The organism is Sediminibacillus albus (genome assembly GCF_900101125.1).
GTDB classification, from domain to species: Bacteria; Bacillota; Bacilli; order Bacillales; family Amphibacillaceae; genus Sediminibacillus; species Sediminibacillus albus.
Genome location: NZ_FNFL01000001.1, coordinates 504,976 through 530,710 on the forward strand (window position 1 = coordinate 504,976; position 25,735 = coordinate 530,710).

General features: G+C 40.8%; 28 protein-coding genes. 4 read left to right on the top strand and 24 right to left on the bottom strand.

Annotated elements, in window-relative coordinates:
* Positions 1 to 41: 41 nt before the first annotated feature.
* The 10 genes from BLR93_RS02600 to BLR93_RS02645 form a co-directional block, all read right to left on the bottom strand.
* Positions 42 to 1,403 carry a UDP-N-acetylmuramoyl-tripeptide--D-alanyl-D-alanine ligase gene (locus tag BLR93_RS02600; protein WP_093210918.1) on the bottom strand — a complete coding sequence of 454 codons (1,362 nt, stop codon included), beginning with the start codon at positions 1,401 to 1,403 and terminating at the stop codon, positions 42 to 44.
* A 12-nt stretch (positions 1,404 to 1,415) separates the two neighbouring features.
* On the bottom strand, positions 1,416 to 2,885 hold the full coding sequence (locus BLR93_RS02605) for a UDP-N-acetylmuramoyl-L-alanyl-D-glutamate--2,6-diaminopimelate ligase (protein WP_093210920.1): 1,470 nt from the start codon (positions 2,883 to 2,885) through the stop codon (positions 1,416 to 1,418).
* Positions 2,886 to 3,176: 291 nt separating this feature from the next.
* Positions 3,177 to 5,117, bottom strand: a complete 1,941-nt coding sequence (locus BLR93_RS02610) for a stage V sporulation protein D (protein ID WP_093210922.1) — start codon at positions 5,115 to 5,117, stop codon at positions 3,177 to 3,179.
* A gap of 80 nt (positions 5,118 to 5,197) precedes the next feature.
* Complete coding sequence (locus BLR93_RS02615; RefSeq protein ID WP_093210924.1) at positions 5,198 to 7,408, bottom strand: penicillin-binding protein; 2,211 nt, start codon at positions 7,406 to 7,408, stop codon at positions 5,198 to 5,200.
* Between the two features lie 15 nt (positions 7,409 to 7,423).
* On the bottom strand, positions 7,424 to 7,813 hold the full coding sequence (gene ftsL / locus BLR93_RS02620) for a cell division protein FtsL (RefSeq protein ID WP_093210926.1): 390 nt from the start codon (positions 7,811 to 7,813) through the stop codon (positions 7,424 to 7,426).
* Positions 7,813 to 8,790, bottom strand: coding sequence for a 16S rRNA (cytosine(1402)-N(4))-methyltransferase RsmH (gene rsmH, locus BLR93_RS02625; RefSeq protein ID WP_093210928.1), 978 nt, complete (start codon positions 8,788 to 8,790; stop codon positions 7,813 to 7,815). Before rsmH ends, ftsL begins: the two co-directional genes overlap by 1 nt.
* Before the next feature lie 33 nt (positions 8,791 to 8,823).
* Positions 8,824 to 9,255 (bottom strand): division/cell wall cluster transcriptional repressor MraZ, encoded by a 432-nt coding sequence (mraZ, locus tag BLR93_RS02630; RefSeq protein WP_093210931.1) that lies wholly within the window; start codon positions 9,253 to 9,255, stop codon positions 8,824 to 8,826.
* Between the two features lie 322 nt (positions 9,256 to 9,577).
* Positions 9,578 to 11,203: a bacillithiol biosynthesis cysteine-adding enzyme BshC gene (gene bshC / locus BLR93_RS02635; protein ID WP_093210933.1), complete on the bottom strand. Its 1,626-nt coding sequence runs from the start codon at positions 11,201 to 11,203 to the stop codon at positions 9,578 to 9,580.
* A gap of 75 nt (positions 11,204 to 11,278) precedes the next feature.
* The gene (locus BLR93_RS02640) at positions 11,279 to 11,662 is read right to left on the bottom strand and encodes a DUF3397 domain-containing protein (RefSeq protein ID WP_093210935.1); all 384 of its coding nucleotides are present in this window, start codon (positions 11,660 to 11,662) and stop codon (positions 11,279 to 11,281) included.
* Positions 11,655 to 12,548: a 2-dehydropantoate 2-reductase gene (locus BLR93_RS02645; protein ID WP_093210937.1), complete on the bottom strand. Its 894-nt coding sequence runs from the start codon at positions 12,546 to 12,548 to the stop codon at positions 11,655 to 11,657. The genes BLR93_RS02640 and BLR93_RS02645 overlap by 8 nt, the downstream gene beginning before the upstream one ends.
* 305 nt (positions 12,549 to 12,853) lie before the next feature.
* Here BLR93_RS02645 and BLR93_RS02650 point away from each other — a divergent pair, with 305 nt between their 5' ends.
* Positions 12,854 to 13,333 (top strand): N-acetyltransferase, encoded by a 480-nt coding sequence (locus BLR93_RS02650; protein WP_093210939.1) that lies wholly within the window; start codon positions 12,854 to 12,856, stop codon positions 13,331 to 13,333.
* Between the two features lie 95 nt (positions 13,334 to 13,428).
* On the opposite strand, the gene BLR93_RS02655 is transcribed toward BLR93_RS02650, so the two are convergent.
* From BLR93_RS02655 to BLR93_RS02670, 4 genes are all read right to left on the bottom strand, one after another.
* On the bottom strand, positions 13,429 to 13,914 hold the full coding sequence (locus tag BLR93_RS02655; protein ID WP_093210941.1) for an RsfA family transcriptional regulator: 486 nt from the start codon (positions 13,912 to 13,914) through the stop codon (positions 13,429 to 13,431).
* A 70-nt stretch (positions 13,915 to 13,984) separates the two neighbouring features.
* On the bottom strand, positions 13,985 to 14,758 hold the full coding sequence (locus tag BLR93_RS02660) for an enoyl-CoA hydratase/isomerase family protein (RefSeq protein WP_093210943.1): 774 nt from the start codon (positions 14,756 to 14,758) through the stop codon (positions 13,985 to 13,987).
* Positions 14,759 to 14,930: 172 nt separating this feature from the next.
* Positions 14,931 to 15,104, bottom strand: a complete 174-nt coding sequence (rpmF, locus tag BLR93_RS02665) for a 50S ribosomal protein L32 (RefSeq protein WP_093210945.1) — start codon at positions 15,102 to 15,104, stop codon at positions 14,931 to 14,933.
* A gap of 129 nt (positions 15,105 to 15,233) precedes the next feature.
* The gene (locus tag BLR93_RS02670; protein ID WP_093210947.1) at positions 15,234 to 15,764 is read right to left on the bottom strand and encodes a YceD family protein; all 531 of its coding nucleotides are present in this window, start codon (positions 15,762 to 15,764) and stop codon (positions 15,234 to 15,236) included.
* 216 nt (positions 15,765 to 15,980) lie between these two features.
* On the opposite strand from BLR93_RS02670, the gene BLR93_RS02675 reads away from it, so the two are divergent.
* Entirely contained in the window at positions 15,981 to 17,198 is a 1,218-nt protein-coding gene (locus BLR93_RS02675) for a nucleotidyltransferase (RefSeq protein WP_093210949.1), read from the top strand.
* Positions 17,199 to 17,245: 47 nt separating this feature from the next.
* Here BLR93_RS02675 and BLR93_RS02680 read toward each other — a convergent pair whose 3' ends face one another.
* Together BLR93_RS02680 and BLR93_RS02685 are read right to left on the bottom strand one after the other, a co-directional pair.
* Positions 17,246 to 18,268 carry a SepM family pheromone-processing serine protease gene (locus tag BLR93_RS02680; RefSeq protein WP_093210951.1) on the bottom strand — a complete coding sequence of 341 codons (1,023 nt, stop codon included), beginning with the start codon at positions 18,266 to 18,268 and terminating at the stop codon, positions 17,246 to 17,248.
* The gene (locus tag BLR93_RS02685) at positions 18,265 to 18,897 is read right to left on the bottom strand and encodes a patatin-like phospholipase family protein (protein ID WP_093210953.1); all 633 of its coding nucleotides are present in this window, start codon (positions 18,895 to 18,897) and stop codon (positions 18,265 to 18,267) included. Before BLR93_RS02685 ends, BLR93_RS02680 begins: the two co-directional genes overlap by 4 nt.
* 173 nt (positions 18,898 to 19,070) lie before the next feature.
* Here BLR93_RS02685 and ylbJ point away from each other — a divergent pair, with 173 nt between their 5' ends.
* The gene (gene ylbJ / locus BLR93_RS02690) at positions 19,071 to 20,297 is read left to right on the top strand and encodes a sporulation integral membrane protein YlbJ (protein WP_093210955.1); all 1,227 of its coding nucleotides are present in this window, start codon (positions 19,071 to 19,073) and stop codon (positions 20,295 to 20,297) included.
* A 68-nt stretch (positions 20,298 to 20,365) separates the two neighbouring features.
* Here the strand turns inward: ylbJ and coaD are convergent, their stop codons facing one another.
* Positions 20,366 to 20,845: a pantetheine-phosphate adenylyltransferase gene (gene coaD, locus BLR93_RS02695; RefSeq protein WP_093210957.1), complete on the bottom strand. Its 480-nt coding sequence runs from the start codon at positions 20,843 to 20,845 to the stop codon at positions 20,366 to 20,368.
* On the bottom strand, positions 20,842 to 21,408 hold the full coding sequence (rsmD, locus tag BLR93_RS02700) for a 16S rRNA (guanine(966)-N(2))-methyltransferase RsmD (protein WP_093210959.1): 567 nt from the start codon (positions 21,406 to 21,408) through the stop codon (positions 20,842 to 20,844). The genes coaD and rsmD overlap by 4 nt, the downstream gene beginning before the upstream one ends.
* 352 nt (positions 21,409 to 21,760) lie before the next feature.
* Here rsmD and BLR93_RS02710 point away from each other — a divergent pair, with 352 nt between their 5' ends.
* On the top strand, positions 21,761 to 22,147 hold the full coding sequence (locus BLR93_RS02710; RefSeq protein WP_093210963.1) for a DUF7147 family protein: 387 nt from the start codon (positions 21,761 to 21,763) through the stop codon (positions 22,145 to 22,147).
* A 61-nt stretch (positions 22,148 to 22,208) separates the two neighbouring features.
* Here the strand turns inward: BLR93_RS02710 and BLR93_RS02715 are convergent, their stop codons facing one another.
* The 6 genes from BLR93_RS02715 to BLR93_RS02740 form a co-directional block, all read right to left on the bottom strand.
* Positions 22,209 to 22,484 (bottom strand): YlbG family protein, encoded by a 276-nt coding sequence (locus BLR93_RS02715; RefSeq protein ID WP_093210965.1) that lies wholly within the window; start codon positions 22,482 to 22,484, stop codon positions 22,209 to 22,211.
* Positions 22,485 to 22,694: 210 nt separating this feature from the next.
* A complete protein-coding gene (locus BLR93_RS02720; protein WP_093210967.1) occupies positions 22,695 to 23,135 on the bottom strand; it encodes a YlbF/YmcA family competence regulator in 441 nt (146 codons plus the stop codon).
* A 64-nt stretch (positions 23,136 to 23,199) separates the two neighbouring features.
* A complete protein-coding gene (locus BLR93_RS02725; RefSeq protein ID WP_093210969.1) occupies positions 23,200 to 23,433 on the bottom strand; it encodes a YlbE-like family protein in 234 nt (77 codons plus the stop codon).
* A gap of 11 nt (positions 23,434 to 23,444) precedes the next feature.
* Positions 23,445 to 23,858 carry a spore coat protein YlbD gene (gene ylbD / locus BLR93_RS02730; protein WP_093210971.1) on the bottom strand — a complete coding sequence of 138 codons (414 nt, stop codon included), beginning with the start codon at positions 23,856 to 23,858 and terminating at the stop codon, positions 23,445 to 23,447.
* Between the two features lie 136 nt (positions 23,859 to 23,994).
* Positions 23,995 to 25,044, bottom strand: a complete 1,050-nt coding sequence (locus tag BLR93_RS02735) for a CAP domain-containing protein (protein ID WP_245690039.1) — start codon at positions 25,042 to 25,044, stop codon at positions 23,995 to 23,997.
* Between the two features lie 216 nt (positions 25,045 to 25,260).
* Positions 25,261 to 25,689: a CBS domain-containing protein gene (locus BLR93_RS02740; protein ID WP_093210975.1), complete on the bottom strand. Its 429-nt coding sequence runs from the start codon at positions 25,687 to 25,689 to the stop codon at positions 25,261 to 25,263.
* Between the last annotated feature and the right edge of the window lie 46 nt (positions 25,690 to 25,735).

Consider the following 25,735-nt stretch of genomic DNA (forward strand, 5'->3'; position numbering starts at 1 on the left):
TTTCCTCCTTTGCTACAAAAACCCGCCCATTTTGCAGTTCATTAATTAGTAATATGTTCTAGCATTTTTTCGAATTTCATTCCCCTGGATGCTTTCAACAAAACCAAGGTACCTTCTTGTAAATAGGGTTTTAATTCCGTAACTAATTGGTCCATGGATTCGAAATGATCGACAGCTTCCAGTTCACCTTGCCGCGAGACTGCTTTGGATATTTCTTCTGCATCCTGGCCAATGGTAAAAAGCACGCTGATTTCTTTTGTAATCACATCTGCTACTTCCCGATGCAGAGATTTAGAATCCTCGCCTAATTCAAAAATGTCCCCTAATACTAATATTTTCTTTTGATATGGCTCCATTTGTTTAACCACGTTAATCGAAGCCTTCATAGATGTCGGCGAAGCATTATATGCATCATTTATAACCATTGACTGGTTCTTTCCTTGCACAAACTCAAACCGCATGCCAGTTAGCTGTAAATCTGCCAATGATGCCTTAATTTTGTCTTCCGGAATCGCCAGCTTTTTACCAATCGATATAGCAAACAAAGCATTCTTAACGTTATGTTCTCCAAGCATATTTAATTCGTATGGTTCTTTCCCATTAAGCAGAAACGATGTTTTATCCGATTTCATCTTGATTTTTCCCGCTCTTACGCTATTATCCTCCGTGAAGCCGCAGTCTATTACATTAGCTCTTGCTTTTAACGGAGCAAGCAGTGGTTCGTCGCCATCTATAAACAGGGTAGACTCTGTATTCATTCCTGCCATGATTTCTGCTTTGGCCTGAGCTATTCCTTCCCGGGACCCTAAATATTCGATATGGGACTCACCGATGTTCGTAATTACACCATAATCGGGTTCAGCAATCTTCGATAAAAGTTCAATTTCGCCAAATCCGCTCATTCCCATCTCCAATACAAGCACTTCTGTCTCTCTTTCCATTGAAAGAATCGTTAACGGCATCCCGATATGATTGTTAAGGTTTCCTTTCGTCCGGTGTGTTCGATAATGGGAAGAAACCACAGAACCAATTAAATCTTTGGTAGTTGTTTTTCCGTTGGATCCTGTCACTCCTATTACAATTGGATTTATTTGTTTAAGGTATTCAGCAGCGAGTTTTTGCAAAGCAGACAGTGTATCTTCTACGAAGAATACCGGAAAATCACTTGGGAGAAAATCGGGAAGCGGCCGGTCTTCAGTCCAGAGTGCTGCTACCGCCCCGTTATCAAAAGCGCCTTTGATAAACTCATGTCCGTCAAAATTTTCTCCTGCTATCGGCACAAACAATGATTTATGCGTCTTTACCCGACTGTCGGTTGTCACCTCGCCAATCGCGATTTCATCTTGGACAGAACCTTTACTATTTTTAAATACTGCCCCCAAGAAATTCGTAGTAAACAACATCGATTATTTCTCCTAACTGATCTTATTCTTGATTGCTTCTTCTGCCACCAGCCGGTCATCAAAGTCAAGTGTGTCGCCTTTGATTTGCTGGTATGTTTCATGCCCTTTGCCGGCTATTAAGACAATGTCGTCTTTATCAGCCAATTCGACCGCTTGATAAATGGCATCTTTTCTATTTTCTATAACTCTATATTTTTCAGTCTCTATTCCAGTAATCATATCAGCGATTATTGCATCCGGTTCTTCTGATCTGGGGTTATCTGAAGTGAATATTGATAAATCTGCATACTTTACGGCTGAAGCAGCCATCAGCGGCCGTTTTGTTTTATCGCGATCTCCTCCACACCCGACTACCACATATACTTTCCCCTTAACAAAAGAACGGATAGTCGACAGGACATTTTCCAGTGAATCCGGAGTATGAGCATAGTCGACAATAACTCCGAAAGGCTGGCCAACCGTAACGGGTTCAAAGCGGCCGCTCACACCCGTGGTAGCCTCTAATGCCCTTTTTATCGTATGTAAAGGAATACCCGAGCATAAAGCAGCAGCAGTAGCAGCCAGCATGTTATAAATACTGAATTTTCCCATCAGCTTACTTTTGATAGGGATTTCCTCATCAGTAGTCTTTAAAATGAAGGTGGCGCCATTTGCGTCAAGATTAACGTCTAAAGCCCTGATATCTGCCTCAGAATCAATTCCATAGGTGACAACCGGCTGGGAGGTGCTTTTTATTAAACTTTCGTGATGGACATCATCTTGATTAATGACTGCAAACTTCGGCCTTTCACTGTCATATGTGTTACCAAGCTGGGCAAACAACAAGCTTTTTGCACGCAAATAATCTTCCATACTAGAGTGATAGTCTAGATGGTCCTGGGAAAGATTGGTAAACACAGCAACGTCAAAGTCACATCCATACACCCTCCCGATGTCGAGAGCATGTGAAGAGACTTCCATGAAGACTGTATCTATATTCCTCTCAAGCATTTGATGAAAGCTCTTTTGCAGAAATAGCGAGTCAGGGGTCGTATTTTTAACATCAAAGCATTCTTCCCCCATTTTCATCTGAATCGTACCTATTAAGCCTGTGCGATGCTTATGTTCTCTGAAAATAGCTTCCAATAAGTATGTCACAGACGTTTTTCCGTTAGTGCCTGTTACCCCGATAACATTTAGGCTTTGTGTAGGATATTCAAAATACTTATTGGCTAGAATGGCAATCGCCTTCGTTGTATCGTTCACAATTATTACCGGTATCGATACATCTAAAGGCTTTTCAGCTACAATAGCAGCTGCACCTTTGGCTTCTGCTTGACGGGCATATAAGTGGCCATCAACGGTGAATCCTTTAATACAAATAAACAGGTCACCTTTTTTTACGTTTCTGGAGTCCATCTCTAATCCAGTAATTTCGATTTGCTCTATACTTTTTGTTTTTTTGTAAATATAAAGGGCCTTGGTAATTTCACTAAGTTTCATACATTACACATCCTAACTTTCCACACCAAATTCATTTATGTTTTTGCCGCTCATTCTTTTTTACTTCCCTGTTTCTCACGTAACTAATCCTTGTTATTTTCCATGCATTTACCTCAGTCACTTCATTGCTTATAAGGACTCATTATGCGTTTTTTACGCTTCCCCTATACGCTCCAGTCGCTATTAATCGATTTTCCTTCATGTTCTGGCCATACGGGTTGCCCATTATTCCATTTCCCAATGTTTCATCACTTTATTATAACAGAAGATTTTTGTTTGAACGATTTCAAATTAATTTTCGTTGGGTTTTTTATCAGATAGAAATATCCGGATTTCTTTTCCCTGTTCCACTTTCTCACCTGCTTTAGGGGCCTGATCAATAATATAATCTCCCTTTCCTTCCGTTTCAATGGATAAGTTTACCATGTATTCCATTAACTCGTTTTTGGACATTCCTATTAAGTCAGGAACCTCCACTAAAGGTTGATCCGGCCATTGATATTCCTTCTCCAAGCCATCTTCTCTTCTTTCAACCCCAAGTGCTCTTAAACTGTCGCCAATGACATTGCCTACTATCGGAGCTGCAACCACACCACCAAATTGGACGGTATCTTTTGGATTATCGATGGCAACATAGACGACGATTTCCGGATCGTCTGCCGGAGCGAAACCAATAAAAGAAACTATATGGTTATTACTCATGTACTTTCCATCCTTGCCAACCTTTTGAGCCGTACCAGTCTTGCCGCCAACACGGTATCCTTCCACATACGCACTTCTTCCTGTCCCTTTAGCTACTACACTTTCCAATGCTTCACGAATTTGTTTTGATGTCTCCTCTGAAATGACTCTTCTTTGCAAATTCGGCTGGTTTTTTTCGATTACTTTGTTCGTTACTGGATCAATCCATTCATCCGCCAAATAAGGTTCGTATAGGTAACCGCCATTTACGGCCGCCGCTACTGCCATTACCTGCTGAATAGGCGTAACAGATACTCCTTGCCCGAATGCTGTTGTAGCCAGTTCAACAGGTCCTACATTTTCTGGCTTGAACAATATTCCTTTCCCTTCTCCTTGTAAGTCTATGCCAGTTTTTTTTCCGAATCCGAAATTATCAATATAGGAGAATAATTTCTCTTTTCCTAGCTTTTCTCCCAAAGAAACGAACCCTGGGTTACAGGAATTTTGCACAACTTCTAAGTAGGTTTGCTGGCCATGGCCGCCGCTTTTCCAGCAATGGAGATGGGCTCCTCCTACTTCAATGGAGCCGTCATCATAATATTCATCCTCATGTAAATCAACGGCTTTTTCTTCCAGGGCCGCAGCCAATGTAATAATTTTAAAAGTAGAGCCTGGCTCATACGTACTCCATATCGGTAGATTTTTATTATAAATGCCTGAATCAAAAGCTTGATAATTTTCCGGATCGAACGTTGGTCTGGAAGACATGCCAAGTACCCCGCCGGTTTTCGGATCGACAGCAATGGCCAAGGCTCCATCCGGGTTATACTTGGAAACAGCCAAATCCAATTCCCGTTCAATGATGGTTTGCACTTTAGAATCGATGCTCAGTTTTAAATTGTTGCCATCGACAGGTGGTTGATAGACATCTGCTAAATTGGCCATCCGCTGGCCCTTCGCATCAGAAAAATATGACAAGCTGCCTTTCTCGCCGCTTAGCATCTCGTCGTAATACAATTCCAAACCCATCAATCCCTGATTATCAATTCCACTGAACCCTAAAACATGAGACAGGTAGGAACCGTTCGGGTAATGGCGCTTTGAGTCTTCAGCAATATAAACACCCTCTAACCCTAACGCCCTGATTGCTTCTGCCTTTTCTTCCGAGATTTTTCGTCCGTCAGGATGGAGTCTTACAATATTTTCATTTTTGGTAACTTCCTGGTATGCTTTTTCTTTATCCATTCCCAGGATTTTGGCCAAGTATCCCGCAGTTTGTTCCGGATCCTTAATTTGCCGCGGAACAAGCATTACTGTTGGTGCTGACACGTTTTCTGCCAGAACTTCGCCGTTCTTGTCCAATATTTCCCCGCGCTCTGGCTCGAATACAATATCCCGGCTCCACAATTCTTTCGCCTGGCCCATCAGCCAATCCCCCAAGACAAATTGGACATACCCCAGCCTTATATCGATAATACCGAACACCAAAATCCCCAAAAGAAAAACAGTGACTATTCGTTTTCTCATCGTTACATTGGATACACGTTTCATGATACATCTCCTTATGACAAAGATATGCTTGTATCCAATATATGAATGGTAGAAAATGAATAGAACACTGCTTCATTGCTTTACTCAGGCGGGCTTTCCGAACCGTCAGTCTCATCTTCCTGCCCTTCATTGCCGCCTTGTTGATTTTCAGGCGGGGAAAACTCGACAACTAAGTAATCTTTCTTTTTCACCTTGCCGCCTTCTTTTATGCTTTGTTTCGTGGCAAACCCGCTCCCCATAGTTTCCACTTCTAATTCTAACAGATCACTAAGCTTTAAAACTTCACGCTTTGACCAGCCATTCACATCTGGCATGGTAGGTTTATCGGTCAAGATTATTATTCTTTCATTAGGAAGCAATTGCTCTCCGGGACTATTGCTAAGCGCTTTAATACTGTCGCCTTCACCTAGCACAGTTACATCGAACCCTTTCTCCTGCAAACTTTCTTTTGCTTTATTGGCGGACATACCCGTGACATCCGGCATGTCTATCGTTTCTACTTGTTGACTATTATCTTGATCCGGATCTATGTTCAAATAATGCAGGCTATTCTCCATGACGTTTTTAAAGATAAAGGAAACAGGAGCGGATCCTTGTTCATTTACATCTAATTCCGGCTGTTTGACTGATACATACATTACCAGCTCTGGATCTTCTTTGGGTGCCATTCCAAGAAAGGAAAAAATGTAGTTTTCATCTCCTGTTAAATAACCGCCATTTTTTGGATCCGGTATTTGGGCTGTACCTGTTTTTCCAGCGACGGAATAATCATTTAAATTATAAATGTTATGACCGGTCCCATTCTCAGAGGTTATTACCGTCTCCAAGATGTCCCTAACTTCTTCAGCCGTTTCTTTTGAAACTGGGCTTCCTACCGTTTCCGGCTGTTTTTCTTTTACCACCTTGCCAGTTTCAGAGTCAACAATTTTTGAAATTACATATGGCCTGACCATACTCCCGTCATTGGCAATAGCCGAGGCTGCCATCATTTGCTGAATCGGCGTTACGGTTGTCCCTTGTCCAAATGAACTGGTCACTTTTTCTATCGGCCAATCGTAAAGGATATGGCCAGCTTGCTCATTAGGAAGGTCAATCCCTGTCGGCTGGTCAAAATGGAACGCTTTTAAGTATTCAAGAAATTTTTCTGTGCCAAGCTTTTCCCAAACGAGCTTAGCCGCAGCTACGTTAGAGGATCGTTGAATTCCCTCTTTGTAAGTAATCGGTCCCCAGCCGCCTAAGTGGTGGTCGTTGATCGCCTTGTTCATATCGTCATTTTTATAGCTTCCTGATTTGTATGTTTCCTCCGGGTTGAAGACCCCTTCTTCAATAGCGGCAGCCAATGTAAAGATCTTCATTGTCGATCCTGGCTCAAATGGGGTGGAAATAATATCATTATACCAGTTGCTGACTTCCCCCAGCTTATTAGGATTATAGCTGGGGCGGCTGCTCATCGCCAGCGTCTCTCCAGTCTTCGGATCCATTACAACTGCAGTTATTCTTTCGGGGTTATATTGCTCATCAACCTGAGCTATAGCATCCTCCAAAAGAGTCTGGATTTTTTGATCAATAGTAAGATAAACATCTTCGCCATTGTCCGCTTCCTCAATCACTTCATCGGGATTTAGCAGTTTGGCATTAAAATTATCGCGCTTATAGGAAATGAAGCCATTCTTTCCACTTAATACGTTATCCATTTCCGCTTCAATACCATTTCTGCCAACAAGTACATCGTCTTGTTTTTGCGCTAAACCAATTACATGTGATGCAAAAGTACCATTGGGATAGTAACGTTTGGATTCTTTTTCAAAGTTTATCCCCGGAATCTGCAATGCTTCAATTTCTTCCTTTGTCTCTTGGGATAAGTCTTTTCCCTGCGCCCCAAATTCGACCTGGAACTTGCCTTCTTCCTTGCCTCTTTCCAAAATGGCAGCAATCTCAGTGGCTTCCATGTTCAAAAGCGGAGCCAGGCCAGCTGCTGCTTTGTCAATATCCTTTACATGCTTTGGTTCCTCGAGGCCTTTTGAATATTCCTCATCCAATATGGCGGAAATTTGGTATGTTGCCCGGTCATACGCCAAAGTCATGCCATTCCTATCGAGAATTTTCCCTCTCTCTGCTTCCAATGTATAGGAATTCGTCCTTTTTTCATCCGCCAATTCCTGCAATGACACACCATCCACTTCACCTGTTCCTTGGATGTAAAGGAAACGGCCGGAAATTACCAGGAATACACCGATGAATAATAGTATAAATACCGACGACATGACATGGGTTGTTTTATTTTTTCTCACGCCATATCTCCACCCTTATCGATTAGCTAATTGGGTTGCCTGTTTTACTTCAGCATTCTGAATTTTCAAGCCGTTATCTTTTGCGATTTCCAAAATTCTATCTGGATTACTAAGCTCTTTCTTCTTATATTCAAGGTTCTCATTCACTTCCTGCTGACTTTCCACTTGTTTTTCCAACTGCTGTACTTCCCTGTTTAACGCATCGGTTGAACTACTGAAGGAAACGGAAAAATACAACACTGTCAATACAATGGCACTAAACATAGTATAAAGGAATTTCTCGCCGGTGGAAATCCATTTTTTCTTTTGTACTTTTACTTGTCGTTTAGTCTCCGTTGTCGTTTGGGGATTTCCTTCCGTTTGCTGCCAAGATTGCTGCCAATTCTTTAATGGAGAAGTGCTCATTATTTATTCCACCCTTCTTGGTAATTATAATCATTTGTCCATGGTTTTAATTTCTCAATAATTCGTAATTTTGCCGATCGAGACCTGCGGTTGACATCCAACTCAGCTTCTTCCGGCAAAATTGGCTTTCTGTTTATTTGACGAAATGGAGGTTTACTCTCCTCCGGGATAATCGGTATATTCCTTGGGAGTTGAGGAGTAGTACTCCATTTTTTAAATGCTTGCTTGCACAGCCTGTCCTCCAATGAATGGAAAGTAATCACCGACAAGCGGCCGCCGATATTTATAACGTCAGCCGCTTGGTGCAAGGCATCATCAAAAGCATTCAATTCATCATTAACAGCTATTCTGACCGCCTGAAAGATCCTTTTGGCAGGGTGTCCGCCCTTCCTTCTTGCCGGCGCAGGTATGGCTTCTTTAATGATGTCTACGAGCTCAAACGTCGTTTCAATTGCTGCCGTCTTCCGTCTTTCTTCAATTTTCCTGGCTATTTGTTTGGAGAACTTTTCTTCCCCATAACGGAAAAAAATCTTGACCAGCTGTTCATAAGGCCATTCATTGATCACTTGATATGCAGTGAAATCCTGCGATTGATCCATACGCATATCCAGTGCTGCATCGTATTGATAGCTGAATCCCCGCTCTGAATCATCTAATTGCGGGGAAGAAACCCCCAGGTCGAATAAGATTCCATCCACCTGATTTATTTCATGTTTAACTAATTCTTCTTTTAAATTACGAAAGTTCGAATGTATGTATTTCACACGGCCACTGTACTTCTCCAGCCGTTTTTGGGCGGCTGCCAATGCCTTTTGATCCTGGTCGAAGGCTAATAATAAACCATTAGCGCCGAGTTGGCTGACAATCTTTTCAGAATGTCCTCCACCGCCAAGCGTACAATCTACATATGTGCCATCGGCCTTTACACTCAAACCTTCTACTGCTTCTTCCTTTAATACACTAAAATGTTCAAACATGCTTTCACCTGCTTCAGCTTTGTTTGTTCCTCATTAAATATCGAAATCCATCATATTCTCTGCTATTTCTGCAAAAGAGTCCTCAGAGGCCTCAAAATAGGTCTCCCATTCACTGTCAGCCCAGAACTCTATTCGATTGGAAACACCGATTACTACGCATTCTTTATCCAATCCAGCATATTTTCTCAATGGTGCTGGGATGTTTATTCTTCCCTGCTTATCAACTTCACATTCTACTGCTCCAGAAAAGAAAAACCTGGTAAACGCACGGGCATCTTTTTTGGTTAGTGGAAGCTTCTTCAATTTTTCTTCGAGGAGCTGCCATTCGTCCATGGGATATGCAAATAAACATTTATCAAGTCCACGGGTCAGCACAAAGTTCTCTCCCAGGCCATCTCGGAACTTGGCAGGGACAATTATGCGACCTTTGGTATCAATATTATGTTGAAATTCACCCATGAACATATAGACCGCCCCCACTTTCTAAAATTATCGTACCACATTCCCCCACTATTCACCACTTATTTTTCACTGAAACATAAAATTCTTAAAAAGCTAAATTTAAACAGGTATTCTGCGTTCCCGTTCATCCTTTATTCTGCCAGGGATCTGCTCTTTGTTATCCGGAAAAAAGAAGAGCACAAAAAAACTTGCCCTTTGGTGGAAAAGGCAAGTTTTTTATCATCGCATTCCAGTGACCCTCAGGCTGACAGGCATAAAATGCGTAATATTCATTATTTCCTCTTTACTCATTTCTTTTTCATATTTGGTGGGGAGAAGTGGGGGCTTACAAAAACGCTATATAATGTTCCTCTTGATAATCATAGCTACCTTCCACTAATTGATTAATAAAATCGATTCCATACTCGTTAATCCAGGGAATGATATTCCAGTTTCTTTCCTGTAGCCCACCTTCAGGATGCAAGACGATTTCAAGATTGTCAAAGGCATGGATTGTTTTCGCATATTTCTCTTCAACCGCTTTTGTCATCCGGTCTTCCAGATAAGAAAGGTCCTGAAACAAATAGAAAAGATTTTTTTCAGCCACTTCACCTAAATCCGCCCGGATATCTTTAGCAGCTTTTCGCAAAGGCAAATGGGCTGCTTCAACAGTATATTTCACTTGATCAATAAGTTGTTCAATCGGCGGAGAACTTTGAGACGCCAGCCAGTTAACTTTGACGGCGCTGATCCCCTCGCGTACTACCTGCTCCACAGGCAAAGAAAAGTTTTGAAGCACTTTTTCTGTGGTCCTGCCTGCCAATGTGAAGGACAGTCTTGGAAGAACAGGCGGCATCTTTAAATCAAGCGCCTGAAAGGCTGGCTTTAAAACAGACCAATAGCTGATCTCGCCCGGCCCGCCGATAAAGGCAAGGCTAGGAAAGAGAAGCTCCTGCATTAATGGCCTTGTCACTACGTTATTGCTCAACTGCTCTGGATGACAGGCGGCAATCTGCTCTAATTCCTCAGTCGTAAATTCGCATTCATTTTGCTTGCCTGCCCAAACATCGCCTGCTCTACGAAACAATAAGATTCGTTCACCGTTTTTATGATAAAACAAATGGGCATTATCTTCTTCTGCCTCTAATTCAATCGGATAGCCTTCTGTCTGGCTTTGTTTTACAGCTTGATGAACACCTTGGCTTATGGCCGGCTGATTTTCAACCATTGAAAGAAAATGTTCACTTTCCAGTTTCCGTAATAAAGGACTTCCTGAATCCACCAATACAATTCCTTGCTTATCAAACAATTGAAAGATTACTCTCGCAAAAAAGTCCACATATGTATCCGAACTCTCCAGAATCCTTTTAAAAGTGTTAAACAATGTTTTTGTATGACTGGTTTCTACCTGTTTTTCAAAAATCCTGTCAAGCCACTCTGCAGCATAAACCTGATCGATTTGCAGAGCAGATGCAGATTTTTTTTGATACGATTTTTGCCTTATCTTATGTTTCTTCATTCGATTTGCTTCCTTAACCATAATATGGTTAATTTCATCAAAGTCATGGTCTTCGCCAGCTATCCAAAATACCGGAACGACCGGAATGTTCAGTTTTTCTTCTTGTTGGCGGGCAAAATTAACAATTGATATTATTTTATGTATCGTATAAAGCGGGCCTGTCATTAGGCCAGCCTGCTGGCCGCCGATGACTACTACGCTATTTTCATCCTTCAACCGGTCGATGTTTTGATTGGTTGCAGCCGGAGCACCCCATTGGGAATTTTGCTCATGCAAGACAGCGGCCAAACCCTCTCTATTGTATTCACGCTCCTTAATATCTAAAGCCCTTAGCTCATATGTTTTTTGTTCAAACGGAAAATAATCAAATTTATTTTGAATAAGTTCGTCTCCCGAACGATACCCGGAGAACAACTTGCTTTGTTTATTTAGCTTCATTGGGTCGATCCGCACTATTACCTGCTCCTTTTTAATATATTGGCCTATTCGTATTTTACATAAAAGCCAGCGTAAATTCACCCGTTCTGTTTACACTGATAAGATTCTTACAGTAATACCGTAAATAATAAGCACAAAATACAACAAAGCAAACAATAGAAAGCTGAATCTCCAAAACCCTTTCCATGCAAATCGAAACAGGACCTCGTCTTTTGTTTTCCATTGAACGATCGTTGAAATACACAAGGAAACTAACAAAAAGATAAAGATAATACCAAAATGGTTTTTTTCCAACAGGCTATTCAAAATAAAACCAACGGAAAGGATATACAGTATGGTTGTATAGTTCACCGTTGTGTGTAATGCCTTCAGCTTGTTTCTGCTGCTTTTAAGAGCGACTTTATATACAATCCAGGAAACGACCACCGGGAGCGTAATCATAAAAGCTAATATATATGCAAGCGAATTAAGCATACGAATCCCCCTTACTTAATGCTTCTAAAGCTTTGATACTTCGATAGACAAAGGATGTATAGGGAATTACCGCCTCTGCTGCTTGTTCAACAAGAAAACCGGAAATGCCGTCAATCTCAGTCCTATTTCCCGATTCGACGTCTTTTTTCATGGAAGAGTGGTTTTTAGCAGTCTGCCGGCAAACGCTGGAAACCCTCTCCCATTGCCTTTCCGCATTCAGATTAAGCACTTGGCATGTTTCCTGGCATAATTTTCTTGCAATCCGATTAAGTTCACGGTTACCGATAACCTCCCCGTTTTGCACGTGAAACAGAGCAGTGAGAGGGTTTATTACCGCATTGATTACTAGCTTATCAGCGAGCATAGCAAACCATTCTTCCTCTGCAGTTACCGGGAATCCGGGAAGAGATATTTTATCTGCCAGCCACACAGCCTCCCTGTGATAGGATTGCATAGACGCCAATCTCATAAGTCCTTTTCCAGTATGTTCGACCGTATGTTCGTTTATTCTTACAGCTCCATGCTCCAGCACACCGGCGAATACAGAATGGTGTTGACTTAATTCTTTCATTGTATCTATATGACCCATCCCATTTTGAAGAAATACGAACGGTACAGATGGAAGAACAGCAATTTCCTGAAACACATCTTGCACATGGTATTGTTTAACAGTGACGATCAGTAAATCCTCTTGTTCGATTTCACTAATATGTAAAGCCTTGACCCAATATGTTTTGTCAACAGGTAACAGTTTTATTCCGTTTTCATTAATTTTCTGCTTTTGTATTCCTCTTTTTACATAGACGGTGACTTGATGGTTCCCCGAACATAAATAGCCGGCGGTTAACAGCCCTATCGCTCCGCCGCCGATGATGCCTATTTTCATCTTATTGCCTCCAAAAACTTTTTTCCTATTAGGATTGTAGCAAATAACCAGTAAAATATCTGCCTATCTACGCATGGTTTTTTAAATTATCAACAATTCATTTCATTCTGAAAATTTTTATACTATAATATAAATGGAATCGGAAACATGGAAGAAACTTAAGCCTGCTCTGACAAACCAGTATTCACGCTTGTCGGATATTGATAACGGAAAGCATGCTTCCTGGTCGGCGAAGGTTGATTTTCTAATTCTTTTAAATGATTAAATATAGGAATTTAAAAAAGGCAACAGAAAGGGGAACAATGATGAATAATATTAAAGTGGAAAGGTTATTAGTTAATTATAAAACACTCGAAATGTTTAAACGTTTTAAAGAATACGGAAATCAAGAGCTTTCCATGCTGGAAGACTTGGAAAGCAACATTATAGAAAATGACAGTGAATCTCCTTTTTTCGGGATTTACTATGGAAACGCTTTAGTTGCAAGAATGAGCTTATACAAAGTGAGCGCTAAATATGATCAGTATTTTAATCCTCCTCAAGATTACCTTGAGCTTTGGAAGCTGGAGGTTTTACCTGATTACCAGGGGAGAGGATACGGCAGCGCCTTAGTAAAATTCGCAAAAGAATTCCAACTCCCTATCAAAACAAATCCTCGTATTAATTCACAAACGTTCTGGGAGAAGATGGGCTTTCAGAAAGCAAAATATAACATGGAAAGAGACTTAGGGGAAAACCCACTGATATGGACACCGAAAGGCGTGGCCGAACAAAGCGTTTCTTGAAATATAAAGTAATAGAGCCGTCCTATTGGAGACCATTCCATTCATTTCAGAATGATCTCTATAGTACGGCTCCTTTTTAGGATTATGCCTGATTACTATTCAGCCTGCTTATTGTCTGAATGGTCATCGACCCATTTCCACAGCTGTCCTACCTCCAGCCAGGCATCCTGGTATCGTTTTAGCTGCTTTTTCAATTGTTCGTTTTCTGCCTTTAGTTTCAGGACCTCTGTATCGTTACATTCACTTTTTCCAGCTTCGTAACTATGCCGCAGTTTTTCAAGCAGGGAAATAGCTGCTTCGAAACCAGCGTCCTTTTCTCCTCTGTCCACTTCAGGTTTGAAGGATTCATAAGAATCCGCCTGTTTTCTTTCTTTTTTAGCTAATTGAATTGCCTGCTGATATTGCTTTCTAATGGAAGCATTCCAACGGAAGCCACAGGCTGCTGGTGTTCGAGATAAACGATTAGCTACTTCTTTAAATGCTTCTAACTGGGTCTTCCCTTCTCTAATATAGCGAAGAACAGTTTCGGCAAGCAGGACATCCTCATCCTGGCTCCAAGCATCCTGTCTCGTATTATTCATATCATCCCTCCTGGAAACGGTTTGCTATCAATGTATGCGAACGATAGGAATGATAGAATAAATATCCCCTCTATTTTTTTGAATGGTGTAGAAATGCTTCTACCGCATTAACATGTTCGACAGAATCCCATAGAGAAGCACAATTTTTCACTTCCTGTTTCATCTTATCTTTCAACCGAGTAAGATTTATATTATCCATGTACTGTTTTTTTAGTAGTCGAAGCAGTCTGCTTGATTTATTTAAGTAGGCATCGAGCAATACCTGTGGCCGCGCCATTTCCTCTTGATCGACAATACGATGCAGCCAGCCTATTCTGGACAATTCCGCCGTACCATATATTTCTCCGGTGACAAGCCAATGGTATGCATTGTCAGGTGATATCCTTTGATACAATAGTGCTCCTCCACCCCAGCCAGGTGTGATTCCGAGTGTCGATTGTATATAGCCGAAACGGGTTCCACTGTGTGATATTCGCTCATCGCATGCAGAAGCAATTTCACAACCACCCCCGAATCCATCACCATTAAGCACACATATAGTCGGTAATGGAAAGGTGAATAACCTATACAGTAACTGCCTCATTCTATTCAATAACTGAAATGCTTCCTCTTTCGTTAAATCGCTATGTAGGTCCCGTAAATCTCCACCAGCGCAGAAAACGTTTGACCCTGTACTTGAAATGACCAGGCACTTAATAAACGTTTCTTTCTCAGCTAACTCAACTGCCGCCTCTAATTCCTCTGTCATTTTAATAGACACTGCATTCCGTCTTTCCGGCCTGTTTAAACGGATGTGTGCATAATTTTCCTTTTCAACCTGATATTCAATCGTTTCAAAGCTCATATCATTTCTCCTCCTACGTCTCTTTCACTATAGCACAGCATCGAAAAAAACGACCTGGATTTATGAACATCCCCCTTGCATTAAGACAGCATAAAAAAGATCACCTCTTAAGCAGTGCAGCGACACTGTAAAAGGTGATCTTTTTCCGATATAATAACGCCTGCAAAATATATTATTGCTCAACCACTTGTTTCCCGTCATAATGTCCGCAAGATTTGCAAACATGGTGCGGTTTTGTGTATTCACCACAATTTGAGCACTCTATCATACCTGGTACATGAAGCTTTTTGTGGGTACGGCGTTGGTTTTTGACTTTTTTAGAAGTTCTTCTCTTTGGTACTGCCATGTCTTACACCTCCTTCAAGTTATAGCGAAAATCTTCCCTTATCTTGAGAAAAATCCAAAAGCATTCATAATCTTTTTCCTATTTTTCCAATCAACATAATAAGGCAAAGGCAGAGCTTGATGCTTTCCCTTAACGATTTTCTTCATGATCATTTTTGTTTAAAAGCGACTGTAACTTTTCAAGACGGGGATCTACTTTATCCGCCTTTTTTTCTTCAGACTTAAGCTCCCAGCCTTCCCCTTCCGTCAATGCATTTTCCTGGACCTGCTGATCGTCGGAAAATACCCGGAAAGGCACTTCCAATAAAACATTTTCCTTTATATAAGGTTCTAAGTCAAGCATTTCTCCATCCACAGGATGAATTTCTGATTCGTCCTCTTCCTTATAGTAAGGAGAAGTAGAAAAAACTTCAATAGCATCCACGTTGAATGGATAAGGCACATCCACAAGAGTTCTAGCACAAGGAAGAATCATTTCTCCGTCGATAGTAAAGTGAAATGTAATTTCATTCCCTTGCATCGTTGCTTGCCCCTTGACGTGGACAGGTTCGATACGACGAATATCATTGTTCATTTTTTCAACTTCAGAAATATCTACATTGTCTTCAAAATAGTAGGCCTCAGAACCGGCCTGTTTTAGTTTTTGAAGAGGAATTTTCATTGTTATCACCCCAAGGCAACAAAAGTTATTTTAAAAGGAATTCAGTTATTTGTCAATATTTTTTCTTTACAGAGTTATTTTATTCCTGCTTTTCATGGAATGCAGTTAAGCATATTTTTGTATACTAACATATTTCCTTTTGCAAATCCAACTGTAATGCAGTTTTCCGCCAGTTCTGATAAAATGAATTTAATATGAGATTAGGAGTTGGATAGTATGGATGCTTGCGGCCTTATTGTAGAATATAATCCATTTCATCACGGGCACCAATACCATTTAGAGCAATCCCGTTTGACCTCAACAGCAGATTGTATGGTAGCAGTCATGAGTGGAAATTTTTTGCAGCGCGGCGAACCGGCGATCATCGATAAGTTTCATCGAGCAAAAGCTGCCATCGATGCTGGCGTCGATCTTGTACTGGAGTTGCCTGCTGTTTATGCTGTCCAAAATAGCGATTTATTTGCTAAAGGAGCTCTGCTTACTTTACAGCAACTAAAAGTTGATTATCTTTGTTTCGGCAGTGAACTAGGCGATATTTCAGCTTTCCAAACAGCTTATGAAAACTTCTCTGTCAACAAAAAGGCATATGAATCAACTTTAAAAAAACACCTTGCCTCTGGAAATTCCTACCCAGAAGCAAGCAGACAGGCATATGAGTCAATCGGACTTACAAAAGGACTTATTGATTTATCCAAGCCTAATAACATTCTTGGCTACAGCTATGTGAAAACAATCTATGAGAATGACTTAACTATTAAACCGTTAACCATCCCTCGGATAAAAAACGACTATCATGACACGGACATAAAACATCACATTGCTAGTGCAACAAGTATTCGGACGGAACTAAATAGAGAAGGGAAAATGACAGAGACAGCCCAAACTGCGCTTTCTTCTCACATGCAAAAGATTATGGAGGAGTATAAACAAAAATCCGGTATTTGGCATACATGGGAAAATTATTTTTCTATTCTGCAATATCGAGTTTTAACGATGTCGCTACAAGAGTTACGAGAAATTCATGGTGTTGATGAAGGGTTAGAATATCGACTGAAAACAACTGCTCCCCAAGCAGGTGATTTCACAAGCTGGATGAAAGCTTTAAAAACCAAGCGATATACTTGGACAAGGCTTCAACGCATTTTTGTGCATTTACTTATTAATAACAAAAAAGAAACCGTTGCTTCTTTATTAGAGAGTGACTATGTCCCGCACCTTCGGGTTTTAGGAATGAATAAAAAAGGGCAATCATACTTAAACCAGATAAGAAAACAATTAAATATCCCGCTCATTTCTCAACTAAAAAAGAAAGGGAATCCCTTCTTAGCCATCGACGAGCGAGCATCAGATGCTTACTATAGTGTAGTAGACAACCATTCCAGAAAGGACTTGAGGCTGCAAGAAAGGGTTTCTCCTTATATAACCGAATCATAAACTACATAAAAAGTCCTGGCAGCTATTTGCTTCCAGGACTTTTCCATCTATTCACCTGACTCCATCTTTTCTAAATATGACAAGGCATCTTCGAACGTATCGACCGGAACTATTTTCATATCTGTACCTATTTCTTCAGCAGTTTTGACTGCAACCTGATAATTGGATTCTTTTGCCCCTTCCTCATTTGGAGCGAAAAATACATCACAGCCTTCTTGATCAGCAGCTATTACCTTCTTGTCGATTCCTCCGATGCGTCCAACCTTGCCATTGTAGTTTATCTCTCCAGTTCCTGCTATTTGATAGCCTTTAGTTAAATCTTTTTCAGTCAATTGATCATAAATTTCCAAACTGAACATTAATCCTGCACTAGGACCTCCAATGTTACCACTCGTAAATTCCAGTTTAGGTTCTACCTCCACATTGCGGTTCGTAACAAGCTGAATGCCAACACCAATCTTCTCCTGGCCAGGAAACGACTCTAATTCTATTTCTTCTGTTAACTTTTCTCCATCCCGTTCGACAGTAACAGTTATTCGATCGCCGGCCTCTTTTGTGGAAACATACTCGATAAGATCCTCAGAGGTTTTTAATTCTTTGTCATCAATTAGAAGGATTTTATCCCCTGATTTTAACTTGTCCTCTGCCGGCATGTTTTCAATGACTGAAACAACGTAAATCCCCTCATATTCGATATCGATTTGTTTATTTGCTGCCTGGTATGCTACCACCGTCGAAGCTTCCTGGGAGCTTTCCATCATTTGTAATTGCGCTTGAAAATACTGATCCTGGGAAATTCCCTCTGGAAATACTTCATCAATGGGCTGGATATCCTGATGCGGACGGATGGAAGCCCATAAATATTGGATTGGAGTTGCCTGGCCTCCTCTAATTGTAACCAAGTGCATATCCCCTGCGCTATCAAAGCCGTCACTCACTTCTACGATTGGATTTAAAGCATCTGCGCCGCCTGGTTTATAAATATAATATGGCAGCCGGTAACTTACTAAAAAAGCGGCAATAACAATTAAAATAATTGCAGGGATCAGTGTCCTTTTATTGAACTTCATTTATTTTTCTCCTTCCAAAACTCTATGCTGTCGAGGATTTCAGGCAGCTTACGCAATGCTTCCTGTTCACCTTCATGTATGATTAACTCTGTATCCTTAAATGCCCGTGAATTATAGGAAGACACCTCGGGCTTTAACAAAATGTCTGCTCGCGGGCCGACGGAATTGACTAGTTCATCCTGCATTATATCAATGCTCTGGATAATGACATCATAAATGGAAAAAATATCTGCGCTTGCCGTGAAATGGGTGCAACAACCCCCTATAACAATATCAGCCCCCATTTCCTGAGCAACCGAAACAGGGACCCTATCCACAACTCCACCATCAATAAGTTCTTTATCAAAAGTGAACAAGCTTATGTACTCTTTAATTCGTTCTCCTCGAATAAAACCCATGTTAGGAATTATGAAATCGAAAAAATATTTCCGCTTCAATGTTTGTGCAAGCTGGTACAAACCATCTATTTTTTGTCCTGAGGCAAATAATGCGCCAACTAGCGCCCCCATGCTGCTTCCTCCAATTAAGTGGATGGAGATATTATTGTCTGTAAGCATCTTCAACACTCCCAGATGAGCAAATCCTCTTGCCCCTCCTGAACCTAATGCCAAGCCAATCGTCGGGTTCACTTTTGTCCTCCCCTTCGAACAAATCTTTTTACATATATTATGGCATAAATACAGTAACTATGAGCGTATATTGTTAAAGGATTGCTTGTACTATAGGAGCTATTCATATTCTACTATTTCCCCAAAAAGAAGTACAGAGATGTGTAAGCTTACCGACTGGGAGGCCGTATACTTTGAATTCGAAATTTAAATCGATATTGTTTGCAGGCACTGCTATATTTTTAGCAGCTGCGCTCATCACGTTTCCAGATGAAACACTAAAAGCCAGTATCCGCGGGCTCAATATGTGGTGGGAAATCGTCTTTCCTTCCTTGCTTCCCTTTTTTATCACAGCCGAACTGTTAATTGGATTTGGCGTTGTCCGTTTCATCGGGGTGGTCTGTGAACCAATCATGCGTCCGCTATTTAATGTCCCTGGCTCCGGAAGCTTTGTGTGGGCAATGGGAATGGCCAGCGGATACCCATCAGGAGCAAAGCTGACCACAAGATTAAGACAGGAAAAGCAACTGACTAAAATTGAAGCTGAACGGCTTGTTTCATTTACGAATGCATCAAACCCATTATTTATTTTCGGAGCAGTTTCTGTTGGTTTCTTCCATGATGCACAACTGGGAATCCTGTTAGCCGTTTGTCATTATGGAGGCAACACCCTTGTTGGTTTATGTATGCGATTCTATGGAAAAGATACCAAAAGTACCCGGGACAAAAAAAACAACGTATCCTTTTACACAGCGTTACAGGCTCTTCACCGGACAAGGCTTCAGGATTCACGGCCATTCGGCAAAATATTCGGAGATGCTGTTATCCATTCCATCGAGACGTTATTGATGATTGGCGGATTCATCATCATGTTTTCCGTATTTAATAAATTGATATTTCTGCTCGGAATCTCCAAAATTATTGCAGCTGGAATCGCCATTTTATTCACTATGATCGGCATTCCCGGAGAACTGGCGCTTCCATTCTTCTCTGGATTATTCGAGATTACGCTCGGTGCCCAGATGATTTCTCAACAAAGCCTATCTCATATGCTTCCGCAAGTAATTGTTGTCAGTTTCATTCTGGCATTCAATGGTTTCTCTGTCCAAGCCCAGGTGGCAAGTATTCTGGCAGAAAGTGATATTAGTTTCACTCCTTACTTTTTTGCAAGGATATTGCACGGCGTTTTTGCAAGTATACTGGCTTTATTGCTTTTCAAGCCATTGTATATGGATAAACAGGCTTTTGAGTGGAAAGCTGTCTCTGTTTTTTCTCCGGAGACAGATCTTCATTGGCTGGTTCCTTTTGAAATCTTGAAAGAAATTGGTCCATACATTACCTTATTTTCGCTCGCAGCTGCAGCGATAATCCTTATTAACCGGTTAACCAGCAATCAATCAAATCGGAGACTGTATAAATAACAATGAAGGCTGTCCGCAGATCTCACTCTTTTATCATCAATAAAAGAGCTAGTCCGGGACAGCCTTTTTTATACGAATTTTTTTTTCAGGGCTTCCTCAACAACGGGTGGAACTAAATCGGAAACGTTAGCGTGGTATTTGGCCACCTCTTTTACCATACTAGAGCTTAAGAAAGAAAACTCATTATTAGTCATCATAAAAAACGTTTCGATATTTTCATTTAACTTTCTATTCATCGAAGTAATTTGCATCTCATATTCAAAATCGCTTACAGCTCTCAATCCACGTAAAATGGCGGAAGCATTTTGTTCTTTTGCATAGTCCATCAGCAAACGGGTGCTGGAATCTACGGTGACATTGCCGATGTCCTTTGTTACCTCTTGCAATAAATGTATTCTTTCTTCAACAGTAAAAAGTGGAGACTTAGACTGGTTATTAAAAACAGCAACAACTACCTGGTCAAACACGTTAGCTCCCCGCCGGATAATATCAAGATGACCGTACGTAATAGGATCAAAGCTTCCAGGGCATACAGCTAGTCTGCTCACATCGATTGCTCCTTTCTTTGGTAAAGTGTTAACGCTGTAGTGTTTCCATAAATCTCCGTCTGTTTTTTTTCAAAACCTGCGAATTGATCCGGAAGGCTCGTCCTGCCTTCATGCTCGCAGACGATTATGCCGTTTTTATTTAAGAGCCGGTGGGTTTCAAGTGACTCTAACAAATCTTCATATGACACCTTTCCATAAGGTGGATCAAGAAAAATCAGTTCAAAGGTTAATTCCCGCTTAGCAGCAGCTTTGATCGCTCGAAATGCATCGGTTCGATAAACTTCAGTTGCATTCCCCAGATGAAGCATTTGTATATTCTCATGGATGGTGCGGATAGCTTTTGGGTGCTTATCGACAAATACAGCCTTATCCATTCCCCTGCTTAGGGCCTCTATCCCCAATCCTCCGGAACCGGCGAACAAATCCAAACAGTTTCCTCCTTGGAAAAAAGGCCCGATAATCTGGAACAGCGCTTCTTTTACTTTGTCTGTTGTGGGCCTTGTCAGCCGATTCGGTACAGGTTTTATCTGCCTTCCTTTATACTTGCCAGAAATAACTCTCATACAGAGCACACCTCTTCAATTATTGTTCGTCATTAATCCTATCATAAAACTTTATTTTGCGGAAATAATCCTTCCATTTTTAAATAATGCTTACTTTTTAGGTATATATTTAAATTCCTGGTCCATAATAACTTAGTGAAGCTGCTGACAATTTCAACAGCCGCTTCAGAACACGGAGAAGGCTTACGTTTCCCCATAAGTTCTTCTTCCGGTTTCTCCTCTCCCTTTGCCTTTTTGCTTTCTATCAGGAGAGCAAAAAGGGCCTGCAGCTTTGTCTGCAGGCTTTTTTTATTCAATCATTTCCATTTGGCTCTACTCGTGCTACAGTGTCTTGTAGAGGAGTGGTGATTAAATGATCCAACGGTTTATCGAATTAGGAGAAGGTTATTCTGACGTGTACGAGTTATGTGAACTAGCCAGGCAAATGCCAGACAGAGTAGCACATTATTTGTCGCTTTCCACGGTGAAGAATGAAAAGAATGTAACTTCTCTGGCAATCTTACTAAATCCCGCCGCCCAAGGTGGATTTCAGCCTGTGTATATATGCCTTGAAGGCGTCCCTGATCCTAATTATACCAATAACAAAAGATACACACTATTTGCAGAAACAGCAAAAGAGCATGGACATCACGTAAAGGAACTGATAGTAAGACCGTCTACTCAATTCCATGAAAGTAACTTGTTCTACCAATATCTAATCGGTATCTTTCAAATGAATCGTCTAATTAAAAACAACTGAACGAAATAAAAGACCAAGCATTTAAAACACCCAGGATTCATCATTAAGAATCCTGGGTGTTTTAAATGCCCATTTTGTAATCGTACTCTTTAGCCTTGTCCATTTTGGCATTTTCAAATTCTGTTTTAATGGAAGGTTTATAAGAATAATCAACCTTTGAAATAAAAGGAAGTTCATTCAGCTTCGCGGCCTTATCTTCTATTTCCTGTTGATCAACGTAGATAACAGCATACTTCAATTCTTTTGAAACATATATCAAATGGCCAAATCGCTTGATTTGCTTAATATTCTTCATATGTTGAAACCAAACAATTAACCCCTGGCGTTTTGTCCTCATATATTATCCTCGCTTGTGACTGGATTTTCTTTTATTTTATCAGAATATTCCGGACTCATCAATCTTTCGAAAGAATTCATCCAGCTTGCCAATCTGGTGGCGTTTTTTTTCTAAAAGCAGGCATTGCCTGCCAATCTCATTCGTTAATACCTCTTGCTTTCGCAAACAGAACCAGACTGGCAGGGATTCAGCCATTCTATAATGAAACAATTAAGAAGCTTGACAACCACAGCCACCGCCGCTGCCGCAGCCGCAACCGCTGTCCTGCAATGCGGCTCCATCTTTCGGTACTTTCACCTGTTGACTAGCACTATGTGCAACAAGCTCACTGACTTCATCGAGAAACTGCTGTAAGTTCCGTTCAGCCATCTTGAAGGAGGCAACCTTGTCATTCATGTCCATTTCCCTTTTCGTTGCCCGGACATCCTTCATAATTTGATTGTAATCAGGATGGTACCTGCCAAAACGCTGAACCTCCTCATACTGCTCTTTCATGTATGCAAAATCAGAAATCAATTTCTGGGCTTGTTGATCTTCCTCCAACTGGCGTTTTTGCTTATGGTATTCCTCCATGATGTCTGACTGGAGAATCATTTGGCCAAGCGCTTCCGATTTATCTATAATATCAACTAATTCTAAAGTGGCAATCACTGTCCATCCACCTCCATACTGTTTATCATACCAAGTTTATCTCCTAAATAAAAGTAGGCAGGCGCTAATCTTTCATTGCACCCGCCATTTGAATAATCATGGAAACCATTTGCATTTGTCCGCTGAGCCTTTCAATCCGCTGGGGAATCGTCTTTCCGTAAAAGACCTTCGCCTCTTTCTCCAGCACCTCCAGCATGTCAGGATTTCTTGTCAATATCCGATACCATTCAGGATTCATCCGTACAAAATGGATAAGATCCTGTCTGTCTTGCAAAAATTGATATAGGCTGGGCTGCATGATTAACCTCCCTAATCTCTGCTCCAAGGATATGAGTGGTCGCCTACCTGTTTGGAGGGAGTTTGTTTTTTATATTGCTGAAACTGCCCGACAAGCGTCTGAATATTAGCTATTGCTCCATTTAACTGTTGCATATGGCCCTGCACCTTATTTAAATCTACTTTTTCAATCATTTTCATAAATTGGCCGGCTAGTTCCTGCTGTTTCTCCGTGGAATTAGTATTTACGCCATCTTTTTTCTTCTTTTGTGTTTGGTCTTTTTCCGGTTTATATTTTAACCACTTTTTATCGTCTTCTCCCAATAATACCCACATTTCATAAATTTCCTGCCAGCTTTTCCCTTTGCGATTTACCTCTTTAGCCAATCCAGGATGTGACTTTACAAATTCCTTAAACTCTTTAACAGACGGATGTAATTCGCTCAATCTTTTTCACCTCTGCTCCCCCATGGCTTTTTATTATATCTTATGAAAAGCGGGAGACTCCGTGACAGATAACTATACTTACAGCCTGCCAGATAAAAAGGGATGCACCTTTTGATAAAGTGCACCCCCCTTCTCTTTATGGCTTTTCCATGAAATTTTGCGTGTAATAATATCGGTAAACACCCACACCTAAATGGGTATAACTATCCTTCAACAATGCCTCGCGATGCCCTTCACTATTTAACCAGCCTTCGACAGCTGCCGGGCCGTCTGTATATTGTGCCGCAATGTTTTCTCCTGCCGAAAAATAATAGATATCATGCTCGCTTAACCTATCTTTCAGTCCTTCACCATTCTGGGAGTAGTGAGAGAAATAATTATTATCGGACATATCCTTACTATGCGATAATGCTACTTCTGAGATTGGTTCATCCCAGGACAACTCACTTTTTTTATGTCTATTTCTTATTACGTTAGTAATATCGAAAATTTGCTGCTCCATCCCTGCCTGGACTTCCTGCCACTCTTCATCGGAAAGCTCTGGAGGTTCCGGCAGCTTACCGCGATAAAAAATCTCGTATGGACGCTGTTTCAGCAGTACATCTTTGCTAAGTACTCTGACAGAGGATAATTTTTCGGTGAATGTATCAAAATATAATTGCATATAAGTATGCTTGTCTAGTTTTACTAGTGGACGGACTCCTAACTCCTCATCGGAAAGCTGAAATCGATAGGACTCTAACCCTTCAGAAACGGAAACCTCATTAGAAAACTCAAAATGGGAATTCACATCCTGATAAGATTGGCCAATTTGAACTGGTTCAATAGATAATTGATTGCCTGTTGCAAACATCGTTACTATTTGTCCGTCTTCGATTCCGAATTGGATATATTTGTCTTGTGCATCCATATATACCCACCAATCATAACCGTAGGGACTCGAATCCTTCCGCACTGGTTCACCAAGCTCTTCTATAAGTTTATCACTTGTGTCGCCAATCCAGCTGTATAAATCTCCCTCCAAGTCTATGGTATCAGTGAAATTTTCAGGTGTGGACTTTGATTCCATTTCGGTATCTTTCGTCATTAAATTCTTTTCTACCTTTTTAACTGCATCTTGCGGGTTAAAGTCACCTTCAGTTACTAAATAAAACAGTCCTGCTCCAATTAAGAACAAAACTATCAATCTGCTTATTCCCCTCATATCCCTTTAGCTCCTTTTTTAGCTGTTAAATAATTATAATAATCGATTTCCTTCTTTATGAAAAGAAAGTTTAATTTTGTGAAAACAAACATATAATTAATGACCAGTTTTTACGCTATATCATTGAAACCAAATAGGCTGCCCGCTTAATAGAAGAGGGGGCCCGTCCAAGGCAGCCTATTTGGTACTAAAATACGTTTAGTGTATTTCGGGACGTTCTGAAATTTCTTCTAAAGCATGTCCAGCTGCCAAGTTTGATTTTTCTTCTAGCGCCAAGTCTCCCAATGACACAATGCCGACCAATTTCCCATTTTCCACAACAGGTAATCTCCGGATTTGTTTTTCTGCCATAAGACTGCTTGCTTCCTGTACAGAAGCTTCTGGTTCAACAGAATATAAAGTGCCGCTCATTGTTTCACTTATTTTGCTGGAAGCACTTTTTTCTTTTGCAAGTCCACGGACAACCAAATCTCTGTCAGTGACCATTCCTAAGAGCTCTTTATTTGCTCCACATACGGGTACGGCCCCGACATTATGTTCTGTCATTATTTTGGCAGCCTCTGTCATGGTATCATCTGCAGAACACACAGAAAGATTCGTGGTCATAACATCTCTTAATTTTTTCACTGAAAGTCCCTCCTAGGTGTTTTCTAAGAATGGTAAAACCCACTCT

What these genes read in the sequence shown, in the direction of transcription:
- BLR93_RS02600 (WP_093210918.1), bottom strand. Translation starts at nt 1,403, where the DNA reads ATGTTGTTTACTACGAATTTCTTGGGGGCAGTATTTAAAAATAGTAAA.
- BLR93_RS02610 (WP_093210922.1), bottom strand. Translation starts at nt 5,117, where the DNA reads ATGAAACGTGTATCCAATGTAACGATGAGAAAACGAATAGTCACTGTT.
- BLR93_RS02710 (WP_093210963.1), top strand. Translation starts at nt 21,761, where the DNA reads ATGATCCAACGGTTTATCGAATTAGGAGAAGGTTATTCTGACGTGTAC.
- BLR93_RS02715 (WP_093210965.1), bottom strand. Translation starts at nt 22,484, where the DNA reads ATGAGGACAAAACGCCAGGGGTTAATTGTTTGGTTTCAACATATGAAG.
- ftsL (WP_093210926.1), bottom strand. Translation starts at nt 7,813, where the DNA reads ATGAGCACTTCTCCATTAAAGAATTGGCAGCAATCTTGGCAGCAAACG.
- BLR93_RS02670 (WP_093210947.1), bottom strand. Translation starts at nt 15,764, where the DNA reads ATGAAAATTCCTCTTCAAAAACTAAAACAGGCCGGTTCTGAGGCCTAC.
- BLR93_RS02660 (WP_093210943.1), bottom strand. Translation starts at nt 14,758, where the DNA reads ATGAGCTTTGAAACGATTGAATATCAGGTTGAAAAGGAAAATTATGCA.
- BLR93_RS02645 (WP_093210937.1), bottom strand. Translation starts at nt 12,548, where the DNA reads ATGAAAATAGGCATCATCGGCGGCGGAGCGATAGGGCTGTTAACCGCC.
- BLR93_RS02725 (WP_093210969.1), bottom strand. Translation starts at nt 23,433, where the DNA reads ATGCAGCCCAGCCTATATCAATTTTTGCAAGACAGACAGGATCTTATC.
- BLR93_RS02650 (WP_093210939.1), top strand. Translation starts at nt 12,854, where the DNA reads ATGAATAATATTAAAGTGGAAAGGTTATTAGTTAATTATAAAACACTC.
- mraZ (WP_093210931.1), bottom strand. Translation starts at nt 9,255, where the DNA reads ATGTTCATGGGTGAATTTCAACATAATATTGATACCAAAGGTCGCATA.
- BLR93_RS02640 (WP_093210935.1), bottom strand. Translation starts at nt 11,662, where the DNA reads ATGCTTAATTCGCTTGCATATATATTAGCTTTTATGATTACGCTCCCG.
- BLR93_RS02680 (WP_093210951.1), bottom strand. Translation starts at nt 18,268, where the DNA reads ATGAAGTTCAATAAAAGGACACTGATCCCTGCAATTATTTTAATTGTT.
- rsmD (WP_093210959.1), bottom strand. Translation starts at nt 21,408, where the DNA reads ATGAGAGTTATTTCTGGCAAGTATAAAGGAAGGCAGATAAAACCTGTA.
- BLR93_RS02655 (WP_093210941.1), bottom strand. Translation starts at nt 13,914, where the DNA reads ATGAATAATACGAGACAGGATGCTTGGAGCCAGGATGAGGATGTCCTG.
- rpmF (WP_093210945.1), bottom strand. Translation starts at nt 15,104, where the DNA reads ATGGCAGTACCAAAGAGAAGAACTTCTAAAAAAGTCAAAAACCAACGC.
- BLR93_RS02605 (WP_093210920.1), bottom strand. Translation starts at nt 2,885, where the DNA reads ATGAAACTTAGTGAAATTACCAAGGCCCTTTATATTTACAAAAAAACA.
- BLR93_RS02675 (WP_093210949.1), top strand. Translation starts at nt 15,981, where the DNA reads ATGGATGCTTGCGGCCTTATTGTAGAATATAATCCATTTCATCACGGG.
- rsmH (WP_093210928.1), bottom strand. Translation starts at nt 8,790, where the DNA reads ATGTTTGAACATTTTAGTGTATTAAAGGAAGAAGCAGTAGAAGGTTTG.